Genomic DNA, 18,568 nt, shown 5'->3' with positions numbered 1-18,568 from the left:
TCAGGTTACCGATGATCTGGACAACGTATTCCAGTTCACAGGCTACAGCGCCAGCCATCAGGCGAAGCCGGGGCAGAGCGTGGCAGAGTGGGACAGGGCGATAGACAGGGCATAACCCGGCCTCCCATTGATCGGTTGGTCGGGCAGAGAAATGCCTTTGTTATTTCGGCGCTGGATCGTTTCGGTTCAAAAAATACGCTCGCGTCAGAGTGTAGATATCATTATTTGCTACAGCCGAATAATCCTCTGATTGCTTGCTTGGGAAGTTTTTAGAGCAAACACTTTTGAATAGGGCTTCGCCAATACTACCCGGAATAGGCTCGGACGGCTTTCCCGGTGAAGTTATTGTTTGCATCAAGAGCTGATTCTTATCGTAGGTGACCATAGTTAGCGGCTGCAATGTTTGCTTATTACAGTCGATGTTGTACTTCATGGCAGTGGCGTAACTTCCGTCCTTGTCCGGCGTGGCTTCCGAATTTACCGATTTGATCCAAATGATTGCGCCACCTGATCGCTTTACAACCGTGTCCATGTCGAAGAAGTAAACCGCTCTATCTCCACCAACGGAGTGAAAAACGTACCAGCTTGCAGCATGTGCGCTGCACGCAAGCATCGATCCGATAACAAAAGTGGCTATTTTCGTGCGCATACGCTTTCCTGTTTGGCGAAAGCATCATGCTAGCACGACAACTTTCCTATTTACAACAAATCAAGCCACGATTGTATCTGCCTGCTCCACCCGTGCGGCATTCTGCTGGGTCACCGAATCCATCTGGCCGATCGCGTCGTTGATCTCGACGATGCCCGCCGACTGATCCTCGGTAGCGCGCATGATCTCGCCGAAGATGCAGGCAACGCGCTCGCCATGCTGGAATAAATGACGCTTTAGCAGTAATCGAACATTTATTTTTACGGCTTGCCAAACAGACATTGCCCGTTTTTCTTGCAATAAAAGTAGTACTGTGCCGCCAAAACATCCCCATGGACAGATTGGACTGATATACTCATTCAGTATCTTTTAATGCACTTTCGGTGTTTTAACCATGGACTGCCACATCGAGATTTTTCACGAAGGCCAGTGGCTGGAAGCCGCGCGGGCCAGCTTGTCCGATGTGGTGCGCAACGGCTTCCGCGCAAGCGACTGCGTGTTCGAATACGAGCTGGATTATGCGTTCGGCGAAGCGACGCTGCCGGTGTCGCTTGCGCTCCCGGTAGATGCGGCCCGGCATGTCCTGCAAGCTTGGCCCGCCTTTCTGTATGACCTAGTTCCGCAAGGTAACGGGCGCCGCTTCCTTCTCGACCGTCTTCAACTTCCCGATGCCCAGTCGTCCGATCTGCCGTTGCTGCGCGCAGGCGCTTTCAACCCCATCGGACGGCTTCGCATCCGGGAGGCAGTGCAGTATTTCGAACAGCATGTCGAGCGCCATGGCCCGACCGCAGACGGTTTCGAGTTCGCAGAGTTGCTGGGGCGCGCGCCCGACTTTCATGAAGCGATGATGGTCCATGGCATGCTGGCAGCCGGCGGCACAGGCATCCAGGGCGTCGCTCCCAAGTACTTGCTGACCGAAGCCCACGATGGAAAATGGTATCCGGACGCGGCACTTCCGGATGATCAGGCGCGGCGCCACTACATCGTCAAGCGCCCGCGCGGTCCATCCGAAGCCGACCGCAAGGTACTGCGCAACGAAGTCCGCTACATGGAAGTTGCACAGCGCTTCGGCATCCGCTGCTTCGACCTCCCTTCCCTGCATGCCGATATGCTGTTCATTCCGCGCTTCGATCGCCGTGCCCAGGACGGACATGTGCTGCGCTTTCATCAAGAGAGCGCGGCTTCCATCGCCAATCTCGGTGGCTTCGGCATCCAGGCCAACCAGTTCCAGCTGCTCGCGGCGATTCGCCGTGTGGTCGACGTGCCGATCGACGAAACCATCGAATTCATCCAACGCGACGTGCTCAACCTGGCGATGCGTAATACCGACAACCACGCCCGCAACACGGCCGTGCAGACCGTCGACGGCGTCACCCGCATCACGCCGCTGTTCGACTTCGCGCCGATGTATCTGGACCCTGAGGGCATTACCCGTGCGTCGCGCTGGTATCACCCCGAGACGGGCAAGGAGCTGCGTAGCTGGGAGGAGGTCTTGCCGCACCTGGCCCTGCCCTCGTCCGAACACCAGCAACTGGTCGAGGCGCTGGTGCGGTTCGGCGAGCAACTGGCAGGACTGCGAGACTGCATGCGTGAGACCGGCGTCGACGAGGACATCGTCGAATTCGTTGGACCCAGCATCGAGAAGCAGCGCACCCAACTTCTGGCATTGAGGTCATCATGAGCAAACGAAAACCGATGGACAAGACCCAGGCACGGGAGCGGCGTAACCGGCTGCTGGAAAGCGCTGCCGCGGCCGAACTGTCGCTGACAGAAGGCGTGCGTGAGATGCGTGCGATTGCCGGCATGACGCAGGACGAGTTCGCGGCTCACCGTGGGGTTAGCGCGCGGGTCATCAAGGCGCTCGAACTGGGCCAGGGGAATCCGACCGTGGCGACGCTGAACCGGATCGGGGAGTTCTTTGGTTTGGAGGTGGCGTTCGTGCCAATTCAACGAAAGCCGAATGCTAAGCAGCAGCCCGAGCTAGCAACGGCGTTGACCGAGCTGCAGGCGCTGCCTTTCAATCCTGACCTCGTCCTCAAACATGAGGATGTGGCGCACGCCGTGATGCTCAAAGAAGTCCAGCTGAAGAGCCCTACTGAAATTATTCGGAATATCGAGGAAGCTCGGGAAGATATCTGGCGCCGCATATCCACAGCAATCGAAGCACTGCAAGAGGTGTATCTTCCTTCTCCGCACGAGCCAGCGCCAGACAAGACATCAGCGATTTCCCCCGCGGGCATACGCGCGCCAAGAAAGAAAAGGTCGCCGCCAAGCTAAACTCTTTGCCCGACGGGCTGTCGGTTGTCCGAATCCTTCAAACGTCTCAAGCACCGGCCGGCCGCCGCCAGCAAGCCGCTCGCTCATCCCACACCCACCCTATGCACACTGACGCGGTCGCGGCCATTGCGCCTGGCGTGATCTACGAACTATGTGGAAATGTTTGCAACAGGTTCGGATGCCGCCCGTGATCCAAGCGAAAACGGAGCCCAGCAAGGCTGTGATATACAAGGCACTTCACTACCGGCCGATTGTCATGAAACCAGCCTTCTTCGCCATCGTCGGGGCCCAATTCTTTTCCTCGCTGGCCGACAGCGCCTTGTTCATCCTGTGCGTGTCGCTGGTCACGACGCTCGCGTTTCCGGAATGGATGACGCCGATGCTGAAGATGGGTTTCGTGCTCTCCTATATCGTGCTGGCGCCGTTTGCCGGCGCCTTCGCCGACATGTTTCCGAAAGGCCGGGTGATACTGGTGACGAACACGATCAAGATGTTCGGCTGCTCGCTGATCCTGGCCAAGGCCAATCCCCTGCTCGCCTACGGCATCGTCGGCTTCGGCGCCTCGGCCTATTCGCCGGCCAAGTACGGCATCCTGGCCGAAGTCCTGCCGGCGCCGCGCTTGGTGGCGGCAAACGGCTGGATCGAAGGGAGCACCGTGGTCTCGATGATTCTCGGCACCATCCTGGGCGGCCTGATCTCCGCCAACGAGCACACCATCGCCTGGCTGCTGCGGCTGGCGCCCGCCCACGGCCGCATCGCCGATACGCCGGTGAGCGCGGCGGTGTTCGTGATCGTGCTGACCTATTTCGTGGCCGGCGTGCTGAACCTGTGCGTCGTGAACACCGGTACGCGCTATGCCAGGCTGCGCCGCTCGATTCCTTCGCTGTTGCTCGATTTCTACCGCTGCAATTCGACGCTGTGGCGCGACCGCGAGGGCCGGGTCTCGCTGGGCGTGACCTCGCTGTTCTGGGGCGCCGGCATGGTGCTGCAGATCCTGCTGCTGGCCTGGGCCCGGTCGGCCCTCGGCCTCGGGCTGGACAAGGCCGCCGCGCTGCAGGGTGTGTTCGCCTTCGGCGTCGTGATCGGCGCCGCGATCGCCGGCAAGACGGTGCCGCTGGTGCGTTCGATGTCGGTGATGCCGGTCGGGATCGTGATGGGTGTCGGCCTGTGCGCGATGGTGTTCGTGCATACGCTGCAGGTCGCGCTGCCCATGCTGCTGGGGATCGGCGTACTGGCCGGGCTGTTCGTGGTGCCGATGAACGCCATCCTGCAGCACCGCGGCCACAGCCTGATGAGCGCCGGGCAATCGATCGCGGTGCAGAACTTCAACGAAAACCTGGCCATCCTGGCGATGACGGCCAGCTATGCCTTCGCGCTGCAGGCCAAGCTGGGGATGGATACGGTGCTGGTACTGCTGGGCATCCTGATCGCACTGGCCACCGTCTACTTACGGACGGTGGCGAATGCGGCACGGGGCGCATAAACATATGCATATATAGAGCAACAAAAGTATCCAAAACGCCACATTTTGGCGTTTTATTGCTTTGTAACAAGCTTGTTACAAATCAAGCGATCCCTTGTTCTAGAGGTAAGACTAGAATATTTTCTTCTTTTCAACCTCTATCGCAGGGTAAATATGATACGTTTGCCGATCAGCTTGGCGGCGCTATGCCTCACCATGTCCGCAATCGCGGCTGAACCTTTCGACGACAAGTTCCGCCAGCTCGACGAACTGCTTCCGACGCCGACCACGATCCGCACCGCTTCCGGCGCACCGGGTCAGGCCTACTGGCAGCAGCGCGCCGACTACACGATCCGCGCCACGCTGGACGAAGCGAACCGCGCGATCACCGGTGCCGAGACGGTCACGTATCACAACAATTCCCCTGACACGCTGACCTACCTGTGGGTCCAGCTCGACCAGAACATCTACAAGCCGAACTCGGATTCGCGCACCACCGCCACGATCCGCTCGCGCGACGCCTGGGACAAGCCGCGCGGCCCGGACGACGGCATGAAGTTCGACGCGATGCAGTCGCTGATGACCGCGCGCAGCTTCGACGGCGGCTTCAACATCAAGTCGGTGAAGGACGCCAACGGCGCCCCGCTCCACTATGTCATCAACCGCACCATGATGCGCATCGACCTGCCGCAGCCGCTGAAATCCGGCGCCAAGGTCGCGTTCTCGGTCGAGTGGAGCTACAAGATCAACGAGCAGAAGGTGCTCGGCGGCCGTTCCGGCTACGAGAAGTTCGACGAAGACAAGAACGACCTGTTCGAGATCGCCCAGTGGTTCCCGCGCATGGCCGCCTACTACGACGTGATGGGCTGGCAGCACAAGCAGTTCCTCGGCACCGGCGAATTCACGCTGGAATTCGGCGACTACGACGTCTCCGTCACCGTCCCGGCCGACCACATCGTGGCCTCCACCGGCGAGCTGCAGAACCCGGGCGACGTGCTCACCGCCGCCCAGCGCCAGCGCCTGGAGCAGGCGCGCACCGCCACCAAGCCGGTCGTCATCGTGACCCAGGCCGAGGCGGAAGCCAAGGAAAAGACCCGCGCCACCACCACCAAGACCTGGCGCTTCAAGGCCAGGAACGTGCGCGACTTCGCCTGGGCCTCCTCGCGCAAGTTCATCTGGGACGCGCAGGGCTTCAAGAAGGATTCGACCAATGTGCTGGCGATGTCCTACTACCCGAAGGAAGGCAACCCGCTGTGGGAGCGCTATTCGACCCAGGCCATCATCCATACCATCGACCAGTACAACAAGTACTCCTTCGACTATCCGTATCCGGTCGCGATTTCCGTGAACGGTCCGGTGGGCGGCATGGAATACCCGATGATCTCGTTTAACGGCCCGCGTCCGACCAAGGACAAGAAGACCGGCGAGATCACCTATTCGAAGCGCACCAAGTACGGCCTGATCGGCGTCGTGATCCACGAAGTGGGCCACAACTACTTCCCGATGGTCGTGAACTCGGACGAGCGCCAGTGGACCTGGATGGACGAGGGCATCAACAGCTTCGTGCAGTACCTGGCCGAGCAGGCATGGGAAGAAGGCTATCCGCAGTCGCGCGGCGAGCCGCGTTCGATCGTGGACTACATGAAGAGCGCGAACCAGCAGCCGATCATGACCAACTCCGAGTCGATCTCGGCGCTGGGCCCGAACTCCTACGCCAAGCCGACCGCCGCGCTGAACATCCTGCGCGAGACCGTGCTGGGCCGCGAACTGTTCGACTTCGCCTTCCGCGAATACGCGCGCCGCTGGAAGTTCAAGCGTCCGACCCCGGCCGACTTCTTCCGCACCATGGAAGACGCGTCCGGCACGGACCTCGACTGGTTCTGGCGCGGCTGGTTCTACACCACCGATCACGTGGACGTGAGCGTGGACGGCATCAGCGAATACACGATCGGCACCAAGGATCCGGAAATCGAGAAGAAGTGGAAGAAGTCCCTGAAGGACCAGGAGCCGGTCTCGATCACCGACCAGCGCAACAAGGGCACACTGGCGCGCCGCGTCGATGCGCATCCTGAACTCAAGGACTTCTACAACGAGCACGACGACTTCACGGTCACCAACAAGGACCGCAACAAGTACAACGAGACCATGGAAGGGCTCGAGGACTGGGAGAAGGCGCTGCTGAAGGAAGGCAAGCACATGTACCTGGTCGACTTCACCAACAAGGGCGGCCTGGTGACCCCGCTGATCCTCGAGATCACGCTGGCCAGCGGCAAGAAGTACGTCGAGCGCGTGCCGGCCGAAGTGTGGCGTTACAACCCGAAGAAGATCACGAAGCTGATCATCACGGACGAGCCGATGACCAGCCTGGTGCAGGACCCGTACTGGGAAACCGCGGACACCGACCAGAGCGACAACGCCTGGCCGCGCCGTGCGACCCCGTCGCGCCTGGAGCTCTTCAAGTCGCAGCGCGGTGGCGGTGACGATATGATGCGCGACTATAATGAGAAGCTAAAGACCAAGGAATCGAAGGAGTCCAAGGACGCCAAGCCGGAAGTCAAGGCCGCTGCCGACGCAGCAGCCAAGTAATACCGTGGGGTGGGCACCCCGTGCCCACGTGTGACGCTTGCGATTTGCAGGCTCGCGCGTGGGCACGGGGTGCCCACCCTACGTTTTGGGACCGTAAAAACATACATATAACGAGAGACATGAATTTCAAACGCCTGCCCGCCAGCCTCGCCGCACTGACCTTGGTCGCTTCCCTCGCCCACGCAGCCGAACCGTTCGAAGACAAGTTCCGCCAGCTCGACGAACTGCTGCCCACGCCCACCGACACCCGCACCGCATCCGGCGCCCCGGGTCACGCCTACTGGCAGCAGCGCGCCGACTACAAGATCCGCGCCCGCCTGGACGAAGCCAATCACGCCATCACCGGCAGCGAGACCGTCACCTACCATAACAACTCGCCTGACACGCTGAACTACCTGTGGCTGCAGCTCGACCAGAACCTGTTCAAGCCGAATTCCGGCGCGCGCACCACGGCCACCCTGCCGTCGCGCGAGGCCTGGGCCAGGGCGACGCCGGAGACGGGAGTGAAGTTCGACGGCATGCGCACCATGCTGGAATCGCGCCTCTTCGACGGCGGCTTCAACATCACCGCCGTGAAGGATGCCGGCGGCGCCCCGCTTCGTTACGTCATCAACGGCACCATGATGCGCATCGACCTGCCGCAGGCGATGAAGCCGGGATCGAAACTGGCCTTCTCGGTCGAGTGGAACTACAAGATCAACGACCAGAAGGTGGTGCACGGCCGCTCGGGTTACGAGACCTTCGACGACAAGAACGACCTGTTCGCGATCGCCCAATGGTTCCCGCGCATGGCCGCCTACTACGACGCCCACGGATGGCAGCACAAGCAGTTCCTCGGCGCCGGCGAATTCACGCTGGAATTCGGCGACTACGACGTCGAGCTGACGGTCCCCGCCGACCACATCGTCGCCGCCACCGGCGAACTGCAGAACCCGGACGCGGTACTCACGCCGGCCCAGCGCGAACGCCTGAAGCAGGCGCGCACCGCCAGACAGCCGGTGCTGATCGTGACCCAGGCCGAGGCCGAGGCCAAGGAAAAGACCCGGCTCGAGGGCAGCAAAACCTGGCGCTTCAAGGCGAAGAACGTGCGCGACTTCGCGTTCGCCTCGAGCCGCAAGTTCATCTGGGATGCACAGGGTTTCAAGAAGGAAGGCACGGATGCGCTGGCGATGTCCTACTACCCGAAGGAAGGCAATCCGCTGTGGGGCAAGTACTCGACCCACGCGGTGGTGCACACCCTCGACCAGTACAGCAAGTACTCCTTCGACTATCCCTACCCGGTCGCCATCTCGGTCAACTTCGACGTCGGCGGCGGCATGGAATACCCGATGATCTCGTTTAACGCCCCGCGTCCGACCAAGGACAAGAAGACCGGCGAGATCACGTATTCGAAGAACGCCAAGTACGGCCTGATCGGCGTGGTGATCCACGAGGTCGGCCACAACTACTTCCCGATGGTCGTGAACTCGGACGAGCGCCAGTGGACCTGGATGGACGAGGGCCTGAACAGCTTCCTGGAGTTCCTGGCCGAAGAAGCCTGGGAAGAGAAATTCCCGGTCCAGTGGGGCGAGGCGCGCCTGATCGCCGGCTACATGAAGAGCCAGAACCAGGTGCCGATCATGACCAACTCGGAATCCCTGGTCCAGTTCCTCAACAACGCCTATGCGAAGCCGGCCACCGCCCTCAACGTGCTGCGCGAGACCGTGCTGGGCCGCGAACTGTTCGACTTCGCCTTCCGCGAATACGCACGCCGCTGGAAGTTCAAGCGTCCGACCCCGGCCGACTTCTTCCGCACCATGGAAGACGCCTCGGGCACGGACCTCGACTGGTTCTGGCGCGGCTGGTTCTACACCACCGATCACGTGGACGTGAGCGTGGATGGCATCAGCGAATACACGATCGGCACCAAGGATCCGGAAATCGAGAAGAAGTGGAAGAAGTCCCTGAAGGACCAGGAGCCGGTCTCGATCACCGACCAGCGCAACAAGGGCACGCTGGAACGCCGCGTCGATGCGCATCCTGAACTCAAGGACTTCTACAACGAGCACGACGACTTCACGGTCACCAACAAGGACCGCAACAAGTACAACGAGACCATGGAAGGGCTCGAGGACTGGGAGAAGGCGCTGCTGAAGGAAGGCAAGCACATGTACCTGGTCGACTTCAGCAACAAGGGCGGCCTGGTGACCCCGCTGGTGCTGGAGATCACGCTCGCCAGCGGCAAGAAGTATGTCGAACGCGTACCGGCCGAAGTGTGGCGCTACAACCCGAAGAAGATCACGAAGCTGATCATCACGGACGAGCCGATGACCAGCCTGGTGCAGGATCCGTACTGGGAAACCGCGGATACGGACCTGAGCGACAACGCCTGGCCGCGCAAGGTGACGCCGTCGCGCCTGGAGCTGTTCAAGTCGCAGCGTGGCGGTGACGACATGATGAAAGACTTCAATGAGAAGCTGAAGGCCAAGGACGAGAAGGCCGAAGACGCGGCCGCCAAACCGATCGCCAAATAATCGACACGTGATGCGTGGGCACGGAGTGCCCGCGCAAACGCACAACCACCGTTCCAAAAACAATCCAATGAAACGCCTGCCTGCTCGCCTCGCCACATTCACCCTGGTCGCCGCCATCACCGGCTCGGCCTTCGCCCAGCAATTCGACGACAAGTTCCGCCAGCTCGACGAGCTGCTGCCCACGCCCACCGACACCCGTACCGCCTCGGGCGCACCGGGCCACGCCTACTGGCAGCAGCGCGCCGACTACAAGATCCGCGCCCGGCTGGACGAGGCGAATCGCGCCGTGAGCGGCAGCGAGACCGTCACCTACCACAACAACTCGCCGGACACGCTGAACTACCTGTGGGTGCAGCTGGACCAGAACATGTTCCGCGCCGACTCGGACAACCGCAATATCTCGAGCTACCCCTCGCGCGAGGCATGGCGCACGGCCGGCGCCGGCGGCCAGACCGGTTTGCAGTACGAGGCGGCCCGCTTCCTGGTCGAGAGCCGCAAGTTCGACGGCGGCTTCAAGATCGCCAGCGTCACCGGAACCGACGGCAAGCCGCTGCGCTACGTGATCAACAAGACCATGATGCGCATCGACCTCGACCAGCCGCTGAAGCCGGGCTCGCGCTTCTCCTTCAATATGGCGTGGTCCTTCAATGTGCCGGAGACGAACGTGCTGGGCCGCCGCATGGGCTTCGAACGCTTCGACAAGCAGGACAAGAACGACCTGTTCGAGATCGCCCAGTTCTACCCGCGCATGGCCGCCTACTATGACACCCACGGCTGGCAGAACAAGCAGTACCTGGGCGACGGCGAGTTCACGCTGGAATTCGGCGACTACGACGTCGAGATCACGGTGCCGTCCGACCACATCGTGGCCGCCACCGGCGAGCTGCAGAACGAAGGCGAGGTCCTGACCAGCGCCCAGCGCGAGCGCCTGAAGCAGGCGCGCAGCGCCACCCAGCCGGTGATCATCGCCAGCCAGGCGGATGCGGAAGCCCGCGAGAAGGGCCGCGCCACCACCAGCAAGACCTGGCGCTTCAAGGCGAAGAACGTACGCGACTTCGCCTGGGCCTCCTCGCGCAAGTTCATCTGGGATGCGCAGGGCTTCAAGAAGGGCGGCACCGACGTGCTGGCCATGTCCTTCTATCCGAAGGAAGGCAACCCGCTGTGGGAAAAGTATTCAACCCAGGCCATCATCCATACCATCGACCAGTACAACAAGTATTCCTTCGACTATCCGTATCCGGTGGCGATTTCCGTGAACGGCCCGGTGGGCGGCATGGAATACCCGATGATCTCGTTTAACGGCGGCCGTCCGACCAAGGACAAGAAGACCGGCGAGCTGACCTACTCGCGCAGCACCAAGTATGGCTTGATCAGCGTGATCATCCACGAGGTCGGCCACAACTACTTCCCGATGATCGTCAACTCGGACGAGCGCCAGTGGACCTGGATGGACGAAGGCATCAACTCCTTCATGCAGTTCCTCGCCGAGACCGCGTGGGAAGACAATTACCCGGCCCGCCGCGGCGAAGCGCGCAACATCGTCGACTACATGAAGAGCCGCAACCAGCAGCCGATCATGACCAATTCGGAATCGATCACGAACCGCGGCAGCAATGCCTACGCCAAGCCGGCCACCGCGCTGAACGTGCTGCGCGAAACGGTGCTGGGCCGCGAACTGTTCGACTTCGCCTTCCGCACCTATGCCGAGCGCTGGAAGTTCAAGCGCCCCACCCCGGCCGACTTCTTCCGCACCATGGAAGATGCGTCCGGCACGGACCTCGACTGGTTCTGGCGCGGCTGGTTCTACACCACCGACGCGGTGGACGTGAGCGTGGACGGCATCAGCGAGTACACGATCGGCACCAAGGATCCGGAAGTCGAGAAGAAGTGGAAGAAATCCCTGAAGGACCAGGAACCGGTCTCGATCACTGACCAGCGCAACAAGGGCACACTGGCGCGCCGCGTCGATGCGCATCCTGAACTCAAGGACTTCTACAACGAGCACGACGACTTCACGGTTACCAACAAGGACCGCAACAAGTACAACGAGACCATGGAAGGCCTGGAAGACTGGGAGAAGGCGCTGCTGAAGGAAGGCAAGCACATGTACCTGGTCGACTTCAGCAACAAGGGCGGCCTGGTGACCCCGCTGATCCTCGAGATCACGCTGGCCAGCGGCAAGAAGTACGTCGAGCGCGTGCCGGCCGAGGTGTGGCGCTACAATCCGAAGAAGATCACGAAACTGATCATCACCGACGAGCCGATGACCAGCCTGGTGCAGGACCCCTACCTGGAAACCGCCGACATCGACACCAGCGACAACGCCTGGCCGCGCAAGGTGACGCCGTCGCGCCTGGAATTGTTCAAGAGCCAGCGCCCATCGGACGACATGATGAAAGACTTTCAAGAGAAACTGAGCGAAAAACTGAAATCGAAAGACGCCAAGAAGGACAGCAAGGAAGCCGTGAAGGATGCCGAGCAGTCCATCGAAGCGGGCGGGAAGGTGCAATGAGCTTCAAACGCTTCATCGCACAGTGCGCAGCGGCCGCCGTCCTGGCGGGCGCCTGCGCGCTGGCGCCGGCGCACAACTTCCACGCCGGGATCACCGACATCAGCTATAACGAGCGTACCGGCAGCACCGAGGTCGTGCACACCTATATGGCGCACGACGTCGAGGCCCTGCTGACCAATCTGTACCAGCGCCAGTTCGACCTGTCCGACCCGGACGACCAGGCCGTGTTCCGCAAATACGTCGAGAAGCAGTTCTGGCTGGCGGACAAGGACAAGCGCCGCCTGCCGCTGAACTGGGTCGGCATGACGGCCGACGCCCAGAGCGTCGTCGTGTTCCAGGAAGTGCAGCAGACGCCGGCCTCCAAGGTCGAGTTCATCCACGACGAAGTGATGATCGACTTCCTGCCCGACCAGCTGAATACCGTCAACCTGACGGTGGCCGGCGGCATCCGCACCTTCGGCTTCAACAGCAATCACCCTGAGTTTTCAGTACATTAAGTCCTGGTTCCATGCGTCTTCGAGTCCTGCCTTGCGCGCTGGCCGCGCTGTTTTCCCCATTGTTGGTTCACCCCGCTGCACATGCCGACGATTTCGTGATCCAGCGCGTACTGGTCGAAGGCGCCCGCGCCAGCCAGCTCGGCCTGCTTGACTCCGCGAATGCCGGCAGCGTCAGCCAGAAAGAGCTGGAGATGCGCACCATCTACCGTCCCGGCGAACTGCTGGAAGCGGCGCCGGGCCTGATCGCCAGCCAGCACAGCGGCGAAGGCAAGGCCAACCAGTTCTACCTGCGCGGCTTCAACCTCGACCACGGCACCGACCTCGCCACCTATGTCGACGAGATGCCGGTCAACCAGCGCTCGCACGCCCACGGCCAGGGCTGGACCGACCTGAACTTCCTGATTCCGGAACTCACCGCCCGCCTCGACTACCGCAAGGGACCGTACTCGGCGCGCGAAGGCGATTTCGCCTCGGCCGGCAGCGCCTCGGTCACCTATGCGAACCGCCTGGTGCGCGACGTGGCGACCCTGAGCGTCGGCCAGAACGGCTATGCGCGCACCGCGCTGGCGGCATCCAAGGATGCGGCCGGCGGCGCCCTCACCTATGCGCTTGAACTGCTGCACAACGACGGCCCCTTCACCCATCCGGACGATTACCAGAAGGTGAACGGCGTGCTGCGCTACAGCCGCGGCTATGCGAACAATGGCTGGAGCGTCACCGCGATGGCCTATCGCGGCCGCTGGAATTCCACCGACCAGATCCCCGAACGCGCGGTGGACGACGGCCGCATCGGCCGCTTCAACCTGGTCGACGATACCGACGGCGGCGAGGCGCGCCGCTACAGCCTGTCCGGCGTGTGGCGCCAGACCTCGGCCGATTCGATGTCGAAGGTGAGCGCCTACCTGATCCGCAACCAGCTGGACCTGTGGTCGAACTTCACCTACTACATGGAAGACCCGCTGCACGGCGACCAGTTCGCCCAGCCGGACCGCCGCGTGACTGGCGGCTTGAATGCCCTGCACACCTGGCATGCGCACCGCGGCGACACGGTCACTTCGGACCTGAGCGTCGGCCTGCAGGCCCAGAACGACAATATCTTCAACGGCCTGCTGCACACCCAGGCGCGCCAGGCCATGGAGACCACGCGCCAGGACCATATCGTCGAGACCAGCAAGGCCGCCTGGATCGAGAGCGCCACGCGCTGGGGCGAGTCCTTCCGCGCCATCGTCGGCCTGCGCGCCGATAACTACCGCTTTCGTGTGAAGAGCAATCTGGCCGCCAATTCCGGCAGCGCCGGCGACACCCTGCTCAGCCCGTCGATGAACCTGGTGTTCGGTCCGTGGAAGAGCAGCGAGCTGTATCTGAACTATGGCCAGGGCTTCCACAGCAACGATGCGCGCGGCACGGTCGCCACCGTCGATCCGAAGACATTGGCGTCCCTCGGCCAGTCGCCGGGGCTGGTGCGCTCGCGCGGCATGGAGATCGGCCTGCGTACCGAGGCAATCCCGAAGATGCAGACCGCGCTGTCGCTGTACCGCCTGGATTTCGACTCGGAGCTGAGCTACGTCGGCGACGAAGGCACGACCGAGGCCGGCCCGCCCAGCCGCCGCTACGGCATCGAATTCTCGAACTACTACAAGCCGGTGAAGTGGCTGTCGATCGACTTCGACGCCGCCTTCGCGCGGGCCCGCTCGCGCGGCGTGGAGCCGGCCGAGGACCGCATTCCCGGCGCGGTCGAGGGCGTGGGCCAGCTGGCCATCACCGCCAGCCAGCTCGGCAAGAACGGCGCCTGGGAAGGCGCGCTGCGCCTGCGCTACTTCGGCCCGCGCCCCCTCATCGAGGACGACAGCGTGCGCTCGCACGCCAGCACCACGCTGAACGGCCGCATCGGCTACCGCATCGCCAGGGACCTGCGGCTGGAACTGGAAGGCTTCAACCTGGCCAACAAGAAGGTCTCGGCCATCGACTACTACTACGCGTCGCGGCTGCGCGGCGAGAGCGAACCGCGCGAGGACATCCACTTCCATCCGCTCGAATCGCGCTCCTTCCGACTGACGCTCGTGAAAAATTGGTAGGGGGGCTCTCCGAGCCCACGCAAGCGAAAAGTGCTACGCTAGCGGGATGACTACACCGCAACCACCCTATACCGACCCGTCGCGCATCGCCGAAGCGCTGCGCACGGACGGCTATGCGCTGCTGCGTCCGCAAGACGTGGCTAGCCTGGCCGGCTGCTCCCTCGACGAACTGCAGGCCCTGGCGCCGAGCTGGGACCGGCTGGAACTCGACAACTACCTGAAGGACGGCGGCCGCTACCGGCGCCGGCGCCACTCCTGCTTCGTCGACGACGGCGGCACGCTCACGCAGAGCCCCCACCGCGCCCACTGGCAGCCGGTCGAGTACAACGCCCTGCACGGCGGCATGCACCGCCTGTTCGTGCCGATCGAACCCGGCACCGCCGCGCAGCCGGCCTGGAACAAGCTGCTGCGCTCACTCGGCGCGGTGTGCTCGAAGGTGAAGGGCGAGCAGACCTGGTATGTCGAGGCGCACCAGTTCCGCATCGACACCGCCGACGGCATCGGCCGTCCGACGCCGGAAGGCGCCCACCGCGACGGCGTCGACTTCGTGGCCGTGATCCTGATCGGCCGCGAGAACATCAAGGGCGGCGAAACCCGCGTGTTCGAAGCCGAGGGCCCGAAAGGCCAGCGCTTCACCATGCTGGAACCCTGGACCATGCTGCTGCTCGACGACGCCGCCGTGATCCACGAATCGACGCCGATCCAGCCGCTGGGGGAGCATGGACATCGGGACACCCTGGTGCTGACCTGGCGGGCCGGGGCTTTTCAGGGGGATGATGTGGAGACCACGCGCGCCTAGTTTCAGCCGTCGTCCCCGCGAAGGCGAGGATCCAAGTTTGCATGCGTATCGTAAGCGCAAACAGAACTTGGGGCCTCGCGCAGCGAGGCGCCTTCGCGGGGACGAGGGATGGAAGCGCGGGAATGGCGTCTTTAAAAACGCACGCAAAAAAAACCCGCTACCTTGCGGAGCGGGCGGAATCCAGATTTCGGAGAAAACTGGAGGAGACGGTTCAACTATAGCGCCATTTATTGTGCACCGCAATACGGTAAAACTACGATAGCGCGTTGACCCCGCCCCACAGTGGGACCGCTCCTACAATCAGGCACCGAGCACGCGGAAAGACGCAGCCTTTTGCGGCATTGCGGGAAAGACCTGGCTCAGCTGCTTGTCGCTCAAAAGTAAATGCTGTTCGGCGATTTGCGCCAGGACCGAACGGAAATCGGTCGTCACCGGCAAATCGCGGCCTTCGTTCAGCGCAGCCTCTTCCAGTCCCTGCCAGTCGCCGTAGACCCGGCCGCCACTGACCTTCCCTCCCATTACCCACATCACATTCCCATGGCCATGGTCGGTGCCGCCGGTGCCGTTCTCGCGCGCGGTGCGGCCGAACTCCGACATCACGACCACCACGGTATCGTCGAACAGGTTGCCCAGGCGTTCGGCCAGCACCGCCAGGCCCTGGCCCAGCGGCGCCAGGCGGTTCGCCAGCTGGCCGGTGCCGGCGCCCTGTGCCACGTGGGTATCCCAGCCGCCCAGCGCAACGAAGGCCATCTGGATCTTTGGATCGTTGCGCATCAGGGTGGCCAGGCGCGCGGCATCGTCGGGGAAACCGTTCGGCAGCGGCGCACCGCGGTCGGCCGCCTGCATCTGCGGCGTCTCGGCGGCGGCCATCATCACTTCGCGGTGGGCCTTGCGGCCGTCCTCGTAGGCACGGCCGAAGCGCGGATGGCCGGCGTAGAGCTGGTCGAAGGCGGCGCCGATGGCCGGGCGGTCGAGGATGTCGGCCTTGGTACCGGCGGCCACGTTCGGCAGGTTGACGGCCGCGGCCTGGCCGGCCAGGATGCGCGGCATGACGGGGCCGATGCCCAGCAGGCGGCTCGGCGTGGCGGTGCCCGGGAGGGCCGTGACCAGGCGGTTCATCCAGCCGTCCGGCGTGCTCTTGCGGCCGGGCGTGGCCGATTCCATGTAGTCCTGGGCATCGAAGTGCGAGCGGGTGGCGTCCGGCGAACCGCTGGCATGCACGAAGGCGAGCTTCTTCTGCTGCCACAGCGGCTGCAGGCTGGCCAGCGCCGGATGCAGGCCGAAGTAACCGTCCAGGTCGAGCGCGCCGTTCTCCATACCGGGGCTGGCCAGGCCGATACCGGGACGCAGGCGCAGGTAGTTCTCGTCGCCCACCGGCGCCACCACGTTCAGGCCGTCCACCGCCCCGCGCAGCATCACCACCACCAGCTTCCTGCGGGTCGGGCTGTCGGCGGTGCCGGTGCCGGTCACCGCCCAGGCGTGGCGGCCCAGCGGCAGCATGATGCCGGCGCCCAGCGCCAGCGTGTTCAGGAAATCCCTGCGTTGCATGGTCGTTCTCCAGGTATCGAGGTTAATGCTGCATGAAATCGGGGCTGCCCAGCAGCATGGCCGCGCGCAGATTGTCCGGGCTGCGCGCGATGGTGTCGGCGGTGCGCGGCGACAGCGAACCCGCCAGCGTGGCCTGCAGCCTGGCCGCATCGAGCGGCACCGGCGGTGCGGGCGGGGTTGGCGGCGGCGGCACGAACATCGCCGGCGAGGCGTCGCTGCCGGCCAGGTTCTGCATCGGCGGAGCGGGCGGCGGCGGCGCCAGCGGCGGCCTGGTCGCCAGCGGCAACCGGCCCTGGGCCAGTGCGGTGGCGAAGGCGATGCGGCGCGTCAGGGCGTCCGGGTTCAGCCAGGCCTCCTGGGTATTCTTGTAGCCGTCCGGGGTCTGGCAGCCGTACAGCGGCATGCCGAGCTGGTTCATGGTGCTCACCAGCGGCGCCACGTTGACCAGCGGCGCACTGCTGGCGCGCGCGGCCGAGACCACGAACTGGTAGGGCGTCTTGAACTTGGCGCCGGCGGCCTGGCTGTCCATGAATTCGCTGCTGGAGAACAGGGTCTTCAGCACGGCGCGGATATCGCCCTGGCTGGCCAGCCAGGTCCGGCTCATGCGTTCGACCAGGGCCGGGGGCGGCGTGTCGCTGACGAAGTACTGGGCCAGCTGGAAGCTGATGTGGTGCGCGGTGGCCGGATGCATGGCCAGCACGTCGAGCGCGTATTCTCCCTCGCCCTGCCCGTTCGGCGCGATTTCCTGGCCGAGCCAGGTCTTGGCGCCCTTGTCGTGGCGGCCGGCGTCGAAGCGGAAGGTTTCGCCATCGCGCACCAGGCGGCGCTGGTCGAAGGTCCAGCCGGTCAGCATGCGCGCCAGCTCGGTGACGTCACGTTGCGTATAGCCGGCGTCCACGCCCAGCGTGTGCAGCTCCATCAGTTCGCGCGCATAGTTCTCGTTCAGGCCCTGGGCCCTGCCTTTCGCATTCGGCCGCGGCGTCGAGGACACCACGTTATCGAGGTAGAACAGCATCGCCGGATGCTTGGCGGTGGCGCCCAGCAGGGCGCGGAAGGAGCCCAGCGCGTAGGGACGGATGGCGTCGCGCTCGTAGCTGGCCACCAGGGCGCGGTCGATGCCCTTGCCGGCGAAGACGTTGAAATGGTTGAACCAGAAGTCGACCATCACCTCCTCGAGCTGGCGCGGGCTCTCGACCGCGCGCAGCAGGCGCGCCTCGGCTTCCTCGCGCGTGGCGCGTCCCTGCTCGATGCGGCGGCGCTGCTTGGCGCCCTCTTCCTCGTTGCGCACCTCCTTGCGCAGCTCGATGTAGTCGCCGAGGGCCGCGCCGGCGCTGCGCTTGACGGTTTCCAGCGCATCCAGGCGCGCCGACAAGTCGGGCGGCATCGGGATGCTCTCGGGGTGCAGCTGCTCGTCGATGTACTGCTGCACGCCCATGCGCTGGACGCGCTCGACGTCGCCCGGACGCGGGCCGAAGGCCAGGCGGTTCAGCACATGCACCGCCTGCTGGTCGGGTGCGAGGGGCGCCGCGTGGAGCGCCGGTGTGAAGAGCAGGCTTGCAGCAAGGATGGCGAGCAAAGGACGGCTGGTCATGGTGGACGCTCCGGAGGTTTATCGAACAATCAGCTCTACAGGGAAGTGTAGATAGGAGT

General features: G+C 63.4%; 13 protein-coding genes. 9 read left to right on the top strand and 4 right to left on the bottom strand.

Translation table 11 applies throughout. The features are described from left to right. Positions 1-160 precede the first annotated feature (160 nt). On the bottom strand, positions 161-649 hold the full coding sequence (locus AC1DOQ_RS13575) for a surface-adhesin E family protein (RefSeq protein WP_477364687.1): 489 nt from the start codon (positions 647-649) through the stop codon (positions 161-163). 60 nt (positions 650-709) lie between these two features. Then, positions 710-931: a hypothetical protein gene (locus AC1DOQ_RS13570; protein WP_477364684.1), complete on the bottom strand. Its 222-nt coding sequence runs from the start codon at positions 929-931 to the stop codon at positions 710-712. A 112-nt stretch (positions 932-1,043) separates the two neighbouring features. Between AC1DOQ_RS13570 and AC1DOQ_RS13565 the strand changes: the two genes are divergently transcribed. The 9 genes from AC1DOQ_RS13565 (at position 1,044) to AC1DOQ_RS13525 (ending at position 15,370) form a co-directional block, all read left to right on the top strand. Next, positions 1,044-2,330, top strand: a complete 1,287-nt coding sequence (locus AC1DOQ_RS13565) for a type II toxin-antitoxin system HipA family toxin (RefSeq protein ID WP_477364681.1) — start codon at positions 1,044-1,046, stop codon at positions 2,328-2,330. Then, positions 2,327-2,926 carry a helix-turn-helix domain-containing protein gene (locus tag AC1DOQ_RS13560; protein ID WP_477364678.1) on the top strand — a complete coding sequence of 200 codons (600 nt, stop codon included), beginning with the start codon at positions 2,327-2,329 and terminating at the stop codon, positions 2,924-2,926. The genes AC1DOQ_RS13565 and AC1DOQ_RS13560 overlap by 4 nt, the downstream gene beginning before the upstream one ends. A gap of 256 nt (positions 2,927-3,182) precedes the next feature. Then, positions 3,183-4,409 carry a lysophospholipid transporter LplT gene (gene lplT / locus AC1DOQ_RS13555; protein WP_477364675.1) on the top strand — a complete coding sequence of 409 codons (1,227 nt, stop codon included), beginning with the start codon at positions 3,183-3,185 and terminating at the stop codon, positions 4,407-4,409. Between the two features lie 195 nt (positions 4,410-4,604). Then, a complete protein-coding gene (locus tag AC1DOQ_RS13550; protein WP_477364672.1) occupies positions 4,605-6,974 on the top strand; it encodes a M1 family metallopeptidase in 2,370 nt (789 codons plus the stop codon). Positions 6,975-7,093: 119 nt separating this feature from the next. Then, positions 7,094-9,487 carry a M1 family metallopeptidase gene (locus AC1DOQ_RS13545; protein WP_477364669.1) on the top strand — a complete coding sequence of 798 codons (2,394 nt, stop codon included), beginning with the start codon at positions 7,094-7,096 and terminating at the stop codon, positions 9,485-9,487. A gap of 67 nt (positions 9,488-9,554) precedes the next feature. Further along, on the top strand, positions 9,555-11,999 hold the full coding sequence (locus tag AC1DOQ_RS13540; protein WP_477364666.1) for a M1 family metallopeptidase: 2,445 nt from the start codon (positions 9,555-9,557) through the stop codon (positions 11,997-11,999). Then, positions 11,996-12,496, top strand: coding sequence for a DUF6702 family protein (locus AC1DOQ_RS13535; protein WP_477364663.1), 501 nt, complete (start codon positions 11,996-11,998; stop codon positions 12,494-12,496). Before AC1DOQ_RS13540 ends, AC1DOQ_RS13535 begins: the two co-directional genes overlap by 4 nt. Before the next feature lie 11 nt (positions 12,497-12,507). Continuing rightward, a complete protein-coding gene (locus tag AC1DOQ_RS13530; protein WP_477364660.1) occupies positions 12,508-14,571 on the top strand; it encodes a TonB-dependent receptor in 2,064 nt (687 codons plus the stop codon). Between the two features lie 46 nt (positions 14,572-14,617). Next, positions 14,618-15,370 carry a 2OG-Fe dioxygenase family protein gene (locus AC1DOQ_RS13525; RefSeq protein ID WP_477364658.1) on the top strand — a complete coding sequence of 251 codons (753 nt, stop codon included), beginning with the start codon at positions 14,618-14,620 and terminating at the stop codon, positions 15,368-15,370. Between the two features lie 300 nt (positions 15,371-15,670). Here AC1DOQ_RS13525 and AC1DOQ_RS13520 read toward each other — a convergent pair whose 3' ends face one another. Further along, on the bottom strand, positions 15,671-16,918 hold the full coding sequence (locus AC1DOQ_RS13520; protein ID WP_477364655.1) for a DUF1501 domain-containing protein: 1,248 nt from the start codon (positions 16,916-16,918) through the stop codon (positions 15,671-15,673). 22 nt (positions 16,919-16,940) lie between these two features. Further along, positions 16,941-18,509 (bottom strand): DUF1800 domain-containing protein, encoded by a 1,569-nt coding sequence (locus tag AC1DOQ_RS13515; protein ID WP_477364652.1) that lies wholly within the window; start codon positions 18,507-18,509, stop codon positions 16,941-16,943. Positions 18,510-18,568: the final 59 nt, after the last annotated feature.

The sequence above is a fragment of the Massilia sp. 01N417 genome, assembly GCF_056399645.1.
This window is presented reverse-complemented; position numbering and strand designations above follow the sequence as displayed.